Origin of the sequence: Marinifilum caeruleilacunae (genome assembly GCF_013141825.1) — a bacterium.
Classification (GTDB): Bacteria; Bacteroidota; Bacteroidia; order Bacteroidales; family Marinifilaceae; genus Marinifilum; species Marinifilum caeruleilacunae.
The window spans coordinates 63,121-75,405 of sequence record NZ_RZNH01000020.1 but is presented as its reverse complement, the minus strand read 5'-3'; the positions used below and the strand labels follow the sequence as shown (position 1 = coordinate 75,405).

At 38.2% G+C, this 12,285-nt stretch carries 12 protein-coding genes; 8 read left to right on the top strand and 4 right to left on the bottom strand.

The genetic code is table 11. The features are described from left to right. Positions 1–8 precede the first annotated feature (8 nt). From ELS83_RS12725 to ELS83_RS12715, 3 genes are all read right to left on the bottom strand, one after another. On the bottom strand, positions 9–590 hold the full coding sequence (locus ELS83_RS12725) for a DUF3332 domain-containing protein (RefSeq protein WP_171595939.1): 582 nt from the start codon (positions 588–590) through the stop codon (positions 9–11). Between the two features lie 254 nt (positions 591–844). Continuing rightward, entirely contained in the window at positions 845–2,086 is a 1,242-nt protein-coding gene (locus tag ELS83_RS12720; protein ID WP_171595938.1) for an ammonium transporter, read from the bottom strand. A 38-nt stretch (positions 2,087–2,124) separates the two neighbouring features. Then, positions 2,125–2,472: a P-II family nitrogen regulator gene (locus ELS83_RS12715; RefSeq protein WP_171595937.1), complete on the bottom strand. Its 348-nt coding sequence runs from the start codon at positions 2,470–2,472 to the stop codon at positions 2,125–2,127. 806 nt (positions 2,473–3,278) lie between these two features. Here ELS83_RS12715 and hisG point away from each other — a divergent pair. From hisG to hisIE, 8 genes are read left to right on the top strand one after another with little or no spacing between them, the layout of a single operon-like run. Next, positions 3,279–4,139 (top strand): ATP phosphoribosyltransferase, encoded by an 861-nt coding sequence (gene hisG / locus ELS83_RS12710; RefSeq protein ID WP_171595936.1) that lies wholly within the window; start codon positions 3,279–3,281, stop codon positions 4,137–4,139. Between the two features lie 41 nt (positions 4,140–4,180). Next, positions 4,181–5,473 (top strand): histidinol dehydrogenase, encoded by a 1,293-nt coding sequence (hisD, locus tag ELS83_RS12705; RefSeq protein ID WP_171595935.1) that lies wholly within the window; start codon positions 4,181–4,183, stop codon positions 5,471–5,473. 2 nt (positions 5,474–5,475) lie between these two features. Further along, positions 5,476–6,528, top strand: a complete 1,053-nt coding sequence (gene hisC / locus ELS83_RS12700; protein ID WP_171595934.1) for a histidinol-phosphate transaminase — start codon at positions 5,476–5,478, stop codon at positions 6,526–6,528. Positions 6,529–6,531: 3 nt separating this feature from the next. After that, the gene (hisB, locus tag ELS83_RS12695) at positions 6,532–7,677 is read left to right on the top strand and encodes a bifunctional histidinol-phosphatase/imidazoleglycerol-phosphate dehydratase HisB (RefSeq protein WP_171595933.1); all 1,146 of its coding nucleotides are present in this window, start codon (positions 6,532–6,534) and stop codon (positions 7,675–7,677) included. Between the two features lie 3 nt (positions 7,678–7,680). Further along, positions 7,681–8,271, top strand: a complete 591-nt coding sequence (hisH, locus tag ELS83_RS12690) for an imidazole glycerol phosphate synthase subunit HisH (protein ID WP_171595932.1) — start codon at positions 7,681–7,683, stop codon at positions 8,269–8,271. A 9-nt stretch (positions 8,272–8,280) separates the two neighbouring features. Then, the gene (gene hisA, locus ELS83_RS12685; RefSeq protein ID WP_216616533.1) at positions 8,281–9,012 is read left to right on the top strand and encodes a 1-(5-phosphoribosyl)-5-[(5-phosphoribosylamino)methylideneamino]imidazole-4-carboxamide isomerase; all 732 of its coding nucleotides are present in this window, start codon (positions 8,281–8,283) and stop codon (positions 9,010–9,012) included. Positions 9,013–9,015: 3 nt separating this feature from the next. Further along, positions 9,016–9,771, top strand: coding sequence for an imidazole glycerol phosphate synthase subunit HisF (gene hisF / locus ELS83_RS12680; RefSeq protein WP_171595931.1), 756 nt, complete (start codon positions 9,016–9,018; stop codon positions 9,769–9,771). A gap of 43 nt (positions 9,772–9,814) precedes the next feature. Then, positions 9,815–10,435 (top strand): bifunctional phosphoribosyl-AMP cyclohydrolase/phosphoribosyl-ATP diphosphatase HisIE, encoded by a 621-nt coding sequence (hisIE, locus tag ELS83_RS12675; protein ID WP_171595930.1) that lies wholly within the window; start codon positions 9,815–9,817, stop codon positions 10,433–10,435. 5 nt (positions 10,436–10,440) lie between these two features. Here the strand turns inward: hisIE and ELS83_RS12670 are convergent, their stop codons facing one another. Continuing rightward, complete coding sequence (locus ELS83_RS12670) at positions 10,441–12,081, bottom strand: ATP-binding protein (RefSeq protein ID WP_171595929.1); 1,641 nt, start codon at positions 12,079–12,081, stop codon at positions 10,441–10,443. Positions 12,082–12,285 lie beyond the last annotated feature (204 nt).

Below are 12,285 nucleotides of genomic sequence, written 5' to 3'. Positions count from 1 at the left end.
ATCATTTTTTATTTCATTGCCCAGTTTGCTGGCGTGGCATTTATTTGCTTTTTGAGCTCGGCTAAATCATAATCGTATGGATTCACCAGAATTACATCGCCGTTTGGCTTGTAGATTTCTATGGTTTCAGCTTGTTCATTAAAGCTAACCAGTTTTTGCAGTTCTTTGTCACCATCTTTTAGGTTCCAGCTTTTTGTAATCGGATCGAATATCAATTCTGCAAACTGGCCTTTGTCCGGACCTTTAATCTGTTCAATGTGGAATTTGTTTTTTGTGGCAGTAATTCTGTATTTTTTGCCATCCTTTTGTACAATTTGTACATCCTTTTCACCATCTTTCATTGCAACAGGATTATCTCCAGACCAAAATTCAATGGTATTTAATACAATGCCATCAGCCAATACTGCAATCGGGTAAACCGGAATAATCACAAATGCAAAAAATACAAGTGCATTTGTAAACTTATCACCAACAGTACTGTTCCATTCATGTAGGTTTTTGGTCAACCTAAAGGGTCCGTAACATCCGGTTTGTCCAATGCTAAGTGTAAAAAACAAGCAGGCTAATAGAAAAACATTAATCTTTTTCATGATAATCGGTTTAAAATAAATATTATTTGCTCTTAATGATTCTTACTTTTTGCGAAGAACGGGTTATCTGTATAAAATATTGTGGTTAGCGCCCATTATTCGATTTATGAAATTACAAAGTATTTTTAAGCAAAAAAAAGATGATGGAAGAAAGATCTTCACATCATCTTAATTGAGAAACGAGTATGTATTCAATTACAAGGCTAACTTTCTGTAGATAGAATTAATTATCGAACTCATTTATTGTGTAGTAATTAATGGTATGCTTTTTCTCCGTGCTCGTAAATGTCCAGACCTTCCTCTTCAACAATTGAAGGAACTCGTAAACCAATGGCCTTGTCCAATATTTTGAAAAGGACATATGCAGTTCCCAAAGCCCAGGCAGCAACGGCTACTACACCTAGTACCTGTATTCCCAAAAGGCCGAATCCACCTCCGTAAAGCAATCCACCATCGGTAGCAAATACACCAACCAGGATTGTGCCTAAAGCTCCGTTTACACCATGAACTGTAATGGCACCAACCGGATCGTCAATGCGTAACTTCTTATCGATAAATTCAACAGAAAATACCAAAGTGATCCCAGCAAGAATTCCAATAATGATTGCAGCATGTGGACTTACAATATCACAACCTGCTGTTATGGCTACTAAACCCGCTAATGCACCATTCAAAGTAAGAGATAAAGTCGGACGTTTATACCTTAGCCAACTTACAGCAAGTGCTGCAAGGGTTCCACCAGCTGCCGACAGGTTAGTCGTTAGAAAGATATGAGAAATGGCAACAGTGTTTTCTTTACCTGCCGCAGCCAGCTGAGACCCAGCATTAAAACCGAACCATCCAAACCACAGGATAAATACACCCAGAGCCGCAAAAGTTAAGTTATGTCCAGGTATTGCATTTGCTTTTCCGTTGTATTTTCCAATACGTGGTCCAATTAGTGCTGCTCCTACCAATCCCATCCAGGCACCCACTGAGTGAACTACCGTTGACCCTGCGAAATCATGGAATCCCAAATCGCTTAACCATCCGCCACCCCAAATCCAGTGTCCTGATATCGGGTAAATAAGAGCTGTTGTTATAATGCTAAAGAATAAGTAGGTTTTAAATTCTGTTCGTTCCGCTACAGCACCCGAAACTATGGTTGCGGCTGTTGCTGCAAAAACAGTCTGGAACATTAAAAAAGAGTAGTCGATTTCTGCGCTTGACTCTTCCAGGAAAGGTAATTTACCAATGAAGCCACCTAGGTCGGTTCCAAACATCAATGCGTAACCGATTAAGAAGAATGAAATGGATCCAACTCCAAAATCAAGCATGTTTTTCATTAAGATATTGGCTGTATTTTTTGCTCGCGTAAAACCAGCCTCCGCCATTGCAAAGCCAGGCTGCATAAACATAACCAATGCAGCAGATAATAATACCCATACTACATCCAGAGAATGGCCTGTAGCTGCGACTGTAGATTCAATTGTATGTAAAGTAAGTGTTTCTTCCATGATAAAAATTTTTAAGTGGCTAATAGTTGTTTGTCGATCTACTCTTCGTCGTACAATGAGCGATCACCTGAGTCTCCCGTTCTGATTCTATAGGCATCAAGAACATCATAAATGAATATCCTTCCATCGCCAATTTCACCTGTGAAAGCATTTTCGCGAATGCTTACAATACAACTGTCTACAAATTTGTCTCTTACAATAAACGAGACCAGTGTTCTCTCGATACTACTTGTATCGTATTTAATACCACGGTATACTCTTTCTTCTACCGATTTTCCTACACCTCTTACATCCCAGAATGTTAGGTAGTCGATACCTATTTCGTGTAGGCCTTTCTTAACGTCTTCAAATTTTGTTTTGCGAATAATTGCTTCGATCTTTTTCATAAACTAGTTTGTTTATTAGGTTTTTATACGATTTTTCTTCTGCTGTTTAAAACACCGGGATCCCCCGGATTAAGGAATCCCGGGTTTCGTTTAGACCAAGCGTAAATTCGACCGTTGTCGAAAAATTGAAGAAATTTTTTGTTCTTGTTTGTTCATCAAAAGCATGAGAGCTTTTTCATGTGAGGAAAGAAAATTGACTTTCATGTGGTTTAATTTTGGTTTTTATAATAGTTAGTAATAAATGGTCTTTTTTTCGATACCCTTTTAAATAATAAGGGGGTGGTTTTGTAAAAAAGTGTATTATTTTAAAATCCAACCGCCATATTTAGGGGTTGATTTCGTAAAAGTATTAAAAAATTAAAACGAAGCAATAAAAAAGAGGGGGTAATGTTTGAAAAATTGCATTTTTTTAATTTGCAACGTTTTCGGAGAGGGGGTGCATGGAAAAAATATTCTTTTTTAAACTTTTTGCCCGTTGAAAATGACACCTGATTTCAAAAAAATGCAAATTGTTGTTTCACGACATGGTGTTTTTTAATGGGTGAAGGAAAAAATGAGTTTTATTTTTTTTAAGAAAGATTTGCGTGGAAACAAATTAATGCTAATCTTTGCCACAGATTAAAGAAGAAAAAAATGAAGTTTATTGCATTACATCATCGTCATCATCATTTTACTTACCAACAGGTGAGCTGACGATGTTATGCCTTAATCTAAAAGATATTTAACTAACATTATTAATGCCCGCCTGATTCAGGTGGGCATTTTTTTTACCCGTGACGAATCAGGTGGTCTCAAAATTTTAAATCATGGGTGAAAAATTAAAGATTGCTGTTCAAAAATCGGGAAGATTAAAAGAAGATTCCCTAAAAATCCTTAAAGAGTGTGGAATTTCTATCGATAATGGAAAAGATCAACTAAAAGCCAGTGCTTTTAATTTTCCATTGGAAGTTTTGTATCTTAGAAATTCAGATATTCCTCAGTATGTGGAAGATGGAGTTGCAGATATTGCCATAGTTGGTGAAAATGTAATCATCGAAAAGCAGAAAGAGTTGCAGATTCTACAAAAGCTCGGGTTCTCGAAATGCAGATTGGCAATGGCTCTTCCTAAAGATGTTGAATACAATGGTTTGGAGTATTTCAATGGTAAAAAACTGGCTACTTCTTATCCGAATTCTTTGCAACAGTTTTTAGACAAGAATAATCTGAATAGTGAAATACACGTTATTTCGGGATCGGTAGAAATTGCACCAAATATTGGTTTGGCCGATGGCATTTGTGATTTGGTAAGCTCGGGCAGTACATTGTTTAAAAATGGTTTGAAAGAGGTAGAAGAAATTCTTGTATCTGAGGCATGCTTGGTAGCCAATAACAATATAGATGGGATTAAGCAGGCCATTTTGGATCGACTTCTATTCCGATTGAAATCGGTGTTGGCAGCAAAAAATAACAAGTACATATTGCTGAATGCACCAAATGATAAAATTGATGATATCATTGAGGTATTGCCAGGAATGAAAAGCCCAACCATTATGCCATTGGCCGAAGAAGGTTGGAGTTCATTGCACTCCGTTATCAATGAAAATGATTTTTGGGGAGTAATAGATCAGCTTAAATTGAATGGTGCTGAAGGAATTCTGATTATTCCAATTCAAAAAATGGTATTGTAATTCTTGTTTGAAACAAACTGTTAACTGCAATTTATTTAATCATGGAAGTAATAAACTACCCCAATAAGACCGAATGGAATACTATTCTCGAACGACCGACGATTGATACAGAGGAGTTGGAAGGAGTGGTGAGCCAGGTTTTTAATGAGATTAAAATTGATGGCGACAAGGCATTGAAAAAATATACATGGCTGTACGATAAGATAAAAGTGGATGACCTCCTGGTGAGTGAGGAAGAGATGGAGGAAGCAGAGAGCCTTGTTGGTGAAGATCTAAAAAATGCTTTAGCCATTGCTGCTAAGAATGTGGAAAAGTTTCATGCTGCCCAATTTCAGGAATCGGACAAAATTGAAACAAGCAAAGGGGTGAATTGCTGGAGAAAATCTACACCTATCGAACGTGTTGGCTTATATGTGCCTGGTGGAAGTGCGCCTTTGTTCTCGACTGTATTAATGCTTGGAATACCTGCCAAAATTGCAGGGTGTAAGGAAATCGTTCTTTGTACACCGCCGGGCGAAGATGGCAAAATAGATCCGGCTATTCTATACGCCAGCAAGTTGGTTGGAGTTGATCGAGTGTTTAAGGTAGGAGGCATTCAAGCCATTGGAGGAATGGCATTTGGAACTGAAAGTATACCCAATGTATATAAGATTTTTGGTCCGGGAAATCAATATGTAACAGCTGCAAAACAGAGAGTAAACAAACTTGGAGTTGCCATTGATATGCCTGCAGGTCCTTCAGAAGTGTTGGTTTTGGCCGATAAAAGTGCAGATCCTGAATTTATTGCTGCAGACTTGCTTTCGCAGGCTGAACATGGTGCAGATAGCCAGGTAGTGTTGGTGACCTGGATGCCTGAATTGGTGGCAAGAGTTCAGGAGGCAGTGGAAAAGCAATTACAAGATTTGTCGAGAAAGGAAGTTGCTGCCTTGGCCTTGAAGAATTCCAAAATCATTGTTATGAATTCTCTTGAAGAGGCTTTGGAATTATCTAATGAATATGCTCCTGAACACCTTATTGTTTCGGTGGAAAATGAAGATACTTGTGTGAATAAAATTACCAATGCCGGCTCGGTTTTCCTTGGAAACTATACGCCTGAAAGCGCTGGTGATTATGCCTCGGGAACAAATCACACTCTGCCAACTAATGGTTTTGCGAAATCCTATTCAGGCGTGAATCTTGAATCTTTTATGAAGAGCATTTCTTTTCAGAAAATTAGTGAGAATGGCCTTCTGGAGTTGGGACCTGTTATAGAGGTAATGGCTCGAGCTGAGCAGTTAGATGCTCACTGTAATGCGGTAAGTGTTCGTTTACAAAAATTAAAAAAGCAATCTTAATTATGAATTCGATATTTTCTTTAGACCAACTTACCCGGGAGAATGTGAAACAATTGGTTCCTTATTCTTCAGCACGTGATGAGTTTTCGGGTAATGGTTCTGTTTTTTTAGATGCCAATGAAAACCCATATGAAAACGGTGTGAACCGATATCCGGACCCTTTGCAAAATGAATTGAAGAAGCGCCTGACTCAGATTAAAGGAATTTCGCCAAGCAGAATGATATTGGGCAATGGAAGCGATGAGGTAATCGACCTTTTGTTTAGGGCTTTTTGTGAGCCCAATCGCGATAATGTGGTCATCTGCACTCCAACTTATGGAATGTATGAGGTGGCCGCAGGAGTTAATGCAATAGAAATAAAAGAGGTGGCATTGGATGAGAACTTTCAGCCCGATGTTCAGGAAGTACAAAAAGCCATGAATGAGTATTCAAAAATGCTGTTTTTATGCTCTCCAAATAACCCAACAGCCAATCTTTATAATGAAGACAAAATGATTAGCTTGCTGGAGACTTTCCCAGGTATTGTGATTGTAGATGAGGCCTATATTGATTTTGCGCCAGGCAAATCACTCATCGATAAACTTGAAAAATATCCCAACCTGGTAATTCTCCAGACTTTATCGAAAGCATGGGGAATGGCAGGTATTCGCCTTGGGATTGGCTTTGCCTCTGAAGAAATTATAGAGATTTTAAATCGTATCAAGCCTCCTTATAATGTGAATTCATTAAGCCAGGAAAGGGCTCTCGATTTGCTCGATGATGAGGCGAAATATTTGAATCAGGTAAATGGCATTCTAAAGGACAGGGTAAAAATGAGTGAATTTCTTGCGAGTTTATCCTGTGTACAAAAAGTGTACGAATCGGATGCCAACTTTATTTTAGTAAAGGTGGATGATGCAAAGCTACTATACAGTTTTCTATTGGATAAGGGAATAATCATCAGGGATCGTTCAAAAATTGCCGGACTTGAAAATTGTGTGAGAATCAGCATAGGTACCGAAAAGGAAAATCAACTTTTGTGTGAATCATTAATTGAATACAATTCAAAATCGTAAACTATGGAATCGAAAAAGAAAGTTCTTTTTATTGATAGGGATGGGACATTAATTTTAGAACCACCTGTAGATTACCAGGTGGATAGTTTGGAAAAACTTGAATTTTACCCGGGTGTGTTTCGAGCCTTATCGAAAATTGTTGATCAGTTGGATTTTGAATTGGTGATGGTAACCAACCAGGATGGATTGGGTACTGAATCTTATCCTGAAGAAACTTTTTGGCCCGCACAAAATAAGATGCTGAAAACATTTTCAGGTGAAGGAATCGAATTTGATGAAATCTGCATAGATAAAACTTTTCCAGAGGAAAACGCACCTACAAGAAAGCCGGGAACTGCTTTGTTGACAAAATATTTTTCGCAAGATTATGACCTGGAAAACTCTTTTGTAATTGGGGATCGGTGGACCGATGTAGAACTGGCGAAAAACCTGGGAGCTCAAGCCATTTTTATCACCTCGAGTGGAAATATTGGCGATGATGAACTGAAAGAATCAAAGACTGAACTTGAGGCTTGTATCTCACTTGCAACTGACAATTGGATGAAGATATACGAATATCTTCGATTGGAGCAGCGAACTGCTACAGTTACAAGAGATACAAAAGAAACGCAAATCGAAATTAAATTGGATTTGGATGGGGAAGGGAAAGGGCAGTTTGAAACAGGAATCGGATTTTTCGATCACATGTTAGATCAGATTGCAAAACATGCAGGTGTAGATTTATCGGTAAAAGTAAATGGTGATTTAGAGGTGGATGAGCACCATACCATTGAAGATACTGCCATTGCACTGGGCGAGGCTTTTAAACAGGCATTAGGTTCGAAGTTGGGATTGGATCGTTATGGTTTTTCTCTGCCCATGGATGATTGTTTTGCACAAGTAGCTCTTGATTTTGGAGGAAGAAACTGGCTGGTTTGGGAGGCTGAATTCAAGCGCGAAATGATTGGTGGAATGCCCACCGAAATGTTCTTTCATTTTTTCAAATCATTTTCGGATGGTGCGGCTTGTAATTTAAATATAAAGGCAGAAGGACAAAACGAACACCATAAAATCGAAGGCATATTTAAGGCATTGGCACGAGCCATTCGCATGGCGATCAGAAGAGATGTAAACTGTTTGCAGCTGCCATCAACCAAAGGAAAACTATAAAGAATGAAAAATCAAAATATTGTAATCATAGATTACGATGCGGGTAATATACAATCGGTAAAATATGCATTTGAACGATTGGGCATTACACCTGTTGTAAGCAAGGATAAAGAATTGATTAGAAAGGCTGATAAAGTGATTTTTCCAGGGGTAGGAGAAGCTTCCTGGGCCATGAATTCCCTTAGGGAGAACGATTTAATCGATTTAATTCCGGAACTGAAGCAACCAGTTTTGGGAATATGTTTGGGTATGCAATTGATGTGTGAAAGCACTGAGGAAAGTGATACAAAGGCACTGGGAATTTTTCCTGTGAAGGTAAAGCGATTTACCAATGAAATGAAAGTCCCTCACATGGGATGGAATCAGTTAAGTGAACTGAAAGGGGATTTGCTAAAAGGAATTGATGCAGCAGAATTTACCTACTTTGTTCATTCTTACTATGTACCCATTGTAAACGAAACAATAGCTGCCTGTGATTATATTTTGCCCTTTAGTGCAGCTTTACAAAAGGATAATTTTTATGCCTGTCAGTTTCACCCTGAAAAGTCGGGTGAAGTAGGGGTGAAAATTCTCAAAAACTTTATCAATTTATAAGAAAAAAGCATGGCAAAAATTAAAATAATACCTGCAATAGATACCATAAAGGGAAGGTGTGTTAGACTCACGAAAGGAGATTACGACACGGAAAAGGTATACAGTGAAGATCCTTTGGAAGTAGCCAGGAAATTTGAAGAATTGGGAATTACCCGACTGCATTTGGTTGATTTGGAAGGTGCGAAGTCGGGACACATTTGTAATGCTAAAGTATTGCAACGCGTGGCATCTGGGACCAAATTGAAGATAGATTTTGGTGGCGGTGTAAAGTCTGATAAAGATATTGAATTGGCCTTTCAGTGGGGCGCAAACCAGGTAACAGGAGGAAGTATTGCTGTATCGAATCCTGAACTAATGGAAAGTTGGCTGGAAAAGTATGGAGCGGAAAAAATCATTCTGGGAGCAGATGTTAGAAATGAGATGGTTTCCATTTCTGGCTGGCAAAAAGATTCGGATTATCACCTGTACAAGTTTCTGGAAAAATATCAGGCTAAAGGAGTGAAAAGCATTATATGTACAGATATTTCGAAAGATGGAATGCTACAGGGGCCGGCTGTTGAGCTTTACCAGGGGATTTTAAAAGAATTTCCGGAACTGGAACTGATTGCCAGTGGCGGTGTTAGCAATATCGAAGATGTGCGGATTTTGGATGAAATCGGCTGTTGGGGTGTGATTATTGGCAAGGCCATTTACGAGGAGCGAATTGATTTGAATCAATTGGTAAATGAATTTATATTGTAAGTTATGCTATCGAAAAGAATTATACCCTGCCTGGATGTGAAAGATGGCAGAACTGTGAAAGGAGTGAATTTTGTTGATTTGCGTGATGCAGGTGATGCAGTGGAATTGGCAGCCTACTACGCAGAACAGGGAGCCGATGAGTTGGTTTTCCTGGATATTACGGCGACACACGAAAAGAGAAAAACCCTGGTTGACCTGGTGCAAAAAGTAGCCAAAGAATTGAATATCCCTTTTACTGTAGGAGGTGGTATTTCAACGCCCGAGGATGTTGGAATTCTTTTGAATGCTGGTGCCGATAAAGTGTCAATTAATTCATCGGCCGTCAGAAACCCACAGTTGATTTCTGATCTTGCGAAAAGATTTGGAAGCCAGTGTGTTGTTTTGGCTGTTGATGCCAAATGTGTTGATGGGAAGTGGGAAGTGTATTTGAACGGAGGTCGTGTGCCAACCGGAATTGATCTGTTTGAATGGATTCGTAAAGCGGAAAAGTTAGGAGCCGGCGAAATTCTGTTTACATCCATGAATCATGATGGCACGAAAAATGGGTTTGCCAACGAAACATTGGTCCGAATTTCGGAGATGGTAAATATCCCGGTTATTGCATCAGGCGGAGCGGGGAATATGGAACATTTCGCGGATACATTTATTGATGGAAAAGCCGATGCCGCCCTTGCTGCCAGCGTATTTCATTTTAAGGAAATCGAAATTCCGGAACTGAAAAAATATCTGAAAACAAAAAATATACCTGTAAGAATATAACAGATGCATGTTGACTGCATTTTCATATTAAATATTGTAAGCAATGAATTTTAAAGATCTAACAAACCAAATTGATTTTAACAAGGGAGATGGATTAGTTCCTGCCATTATACAAGATGTAAAAACCCAAAAAGTATTGATGTTGGGTTATATGAATAAGGAGTCGTACGAAAAGACGATCGAAACCGGAAAAGTGACATTTTATAGCCGAAGTAAAGAGCGCTTGTGGACAAAGGGTGAAGAGAGTGGAAATTTTCTTGAATTGAAAGACCTGAGCCTGGATTGCGATAAGGATACACTTCTGATTAAGGTCGATCCTGTTGGTCCTGTTTGTCACAAAGGAACTGATACCTGCTGGGAAGAGCAGAATGAGGCCAGTTCCATTGATTTTCTTTTGCAGCTGCAACAAGTAATTGGCGAGAGAAAGAAGAATCTGTCGGAGAAATCGTATACGGCAAGTTTGTTCCAGAAAGGAATTAATAAAATTGCCCAGAAAGTGGGTGAGGAAGCCGTTGAGCTGGTGATTGAAGCCAAAGATGAGAATGAAGAACTATTTATGGGTGAAGCGGCTGATTTGATGTTTCACTATTTGGTTTTATTGTCGGCAAAAGGATACAGTCTTGAACAGGTCGTGGCTTTATTGGAACAAAGGCATTCGAACTAAGCAATTTAATGTATGGGGAGGGTGAAATAGAAGGAAGAGCCTTCTCCATATATGGATTTTACCCAAATTTGTCCATCCATAATATTCAGTAATTTTTTACAGATATTCAATCCTAAACCTGAGCCACGGTAGAGAACAGTTTTGTCAATTTCTACCTTACGGAACCTGTCAAAAATAAAATTTAAAGAAGAAGTTTCTATTCCAATTCCGGTATCTTCTACGCAAAAAATAAGCTCTCTGCTGCTGTTGTAATTGGCATAAATTTTAATGCTTCCGTTTGCTGTAAATTTAATAGCGTTTTCAATCAGGTTGTTAAAAATTTGCTTCAAGCGAATCGGATCGGCAGTCATATAAAATTCACTTTCATTCAGCTGATTCACAAATAAAAGCTTAACCTCTTTATTTTCAGGGATGTTTTTACTTTGTACTTCAATAATTTCATGGATTAACTGAACGAGATCAAACTTTTGTTTGATCAGGTTGATCTGTCCGGATTCAATTTTTGAAAGGTCAAGGATTTCGTCGATTAAATGGGTTAAATCATGACAATTGGTCTTAATAATATTTGCAAAAAGTTCTGTCTTTTCAGGATTTAAATCTTTGGCTGTTAAAAGTTCAGAAAAACCTTGAATGGCGTTTAAAGGAGTTCTGATTTCGTGAGACATATTGGCCAAAAATGAACTTTTTAATTTGTTGCTCTCCTCAGCTTTGTCTTTTGCTTCCTGCAGTTCTTTGGTTTGTTTGGCAACATTTCTTCTAAGGGCTTTGTTCCATATCCACATAAACAGGAGGCTTAAACCAAGTATCAAAACAACAATTCCAATCACAATCCAGAATATTGCTTTTTGCCAAAATGGTCTGGAATTAATTTGGATGTAATGATTGTAAATCTGGCTCTGTTCTTGAGGAGTAATTTGAGCAAGGCCTTTAGAAATGATTCTGGCCAGCATGGGTTGATCATTTCTTACGGCAAAGCCAAGTTTGTTGTCGTATTTAGCATCGCCAACAATTTTTACATTGGGAATTAATTTGTTGTGTATAATTTGTACACCATATCCTTGCTGGGTAATTACCGCATCAATTTTTTTTGCAGATAGTTGTTGAAGACATTCTAAATCATCTTTTACTGGTACCAAACTTAGCTCTGGGTACATCACTTTTAGGTGCTCTTGTATGGCGTAATGGTCAACCACGCCAACCTTTAAATTTTCCAGGTCCTCAATTTTAACATGATCCGGTGCATCATCACGCATAAAGATCACATGTGGGATCGATATAAAGGGTTCAGTAAAGAAAAAGTATTTGCGCCTTTCGGGAGTTTCCTGAATTTCCAGTATGATATCAACTTCTTTGTTGTAGCCAGCCTGCAAAATGTTTTTCCAATTGTCGAATACAATTTTGTCGAAATTGTGATTGAGTTTTTCCTCTAATAGTTTTAGGATATCAATGGAGATTCCAACTGGTTTTCCTTCATCATCGAGATATTGAAAAGGCGGGAAAACTGAAGAAATGGCAATTGTTACATGCGGATTATCTTCCAGCCACTGACGCTCTTTAAAGGTTAAAATATCGCTTTTCTTTCTTGAACAAGAAATGGCAATGATAAGGGAAAAGAGTGTAAATATCAGGAGCTTTATTCGGATCATGCTGCAAGAAAATTTGAACACTCAAAATAAATAATTTTAATGAAAAATCATACAGATGAGAAAAATGATTTGATTGGTTTAGGTGTTGAACTGCGATATTGTGTTTCTATGAACTTCTTTATTTTTCATATTTTACTTTCCTATCAAGTATCACACTTTACCCTTTATCTACCCTTATTGAAAAGATCCAAACAATAAATTCAT

Coding starts and splice junctions, on each gene's coding strand:
- hisH (WP_171595932.1), top strand. CDS start 7,681: ATGAAAAATCAAAATATTGTAATCATAGATTACGATGCGGGTAATATA.
- hisA (WP_216616533.1), top strand. CDS start 8,281: ATGGCAAAAATTAAAATAATACCTGCAATAGATACCATAAAGGGAAGG.
- hisB (WP_171595933.1), top strand. CDS start 6,532: ATGGAATCGAAAAAGAAAGTTCTTTTTATTGATAGGGATGGGACATTA.
- ELS83_RS12720 (WP_171595938.1), bottom strand. CDS start 2,086: ATGGAAGAAACACTTACTTTACATACAATTGAATCTACAGTCGCAGCT.
- hisIE (WP_171595930.1), top strand. CDS start 9,815: ATGAATTTTAAAGATCTAACAAACCAAATTGATTTTAACAAGGGAGAT.
- hisF (WP_171595931.1), top strand. CDS start 9,016: ATGCTATCGAAAAGAATTATACCCTGCCTGGATGTGAAAGATGGCAGA.
- hisG (WP_171595936.1), top strand. CDS start 3,279: ATGGGTGAAAAATTAAAGATTGCTGTTCAAAAATCGGGAAGATTAAAA.
- hisD (WP_171595935.1), top strand. CDS start 4,181: ATGGAAGTAATAAACTACCCCAATAAGACCGAATGGAATACTATTCTC.
- ELS83_RS12670 (WP_171595929.1), bottom strand. CDS start 12,081: ATGATCCGAATAAAGCTCCTGATATTTACACTCTTTTCCCTTATCATT.
- hisC (WP_171595934.1), top strand. CDS start 5,476: ATGAATTCGATATTTTCTTTAGACCAACTTACCCGGGAGAATGTGAAA.
- ELS83_RS12715 (WP_171595937.1), bottom strand. CDS start 2,472: ATGAAAAAGATCGAAGCAATTATTCGCAAAACAAAATTTGAAGACGTT.
- ELS83_RS12725 (WP_171595939.1), bottom strand. CDS start 590: ATGAAAAAGATTAATGTTTTTCTATTAGCCTGCTTGTTTTTTACACTT.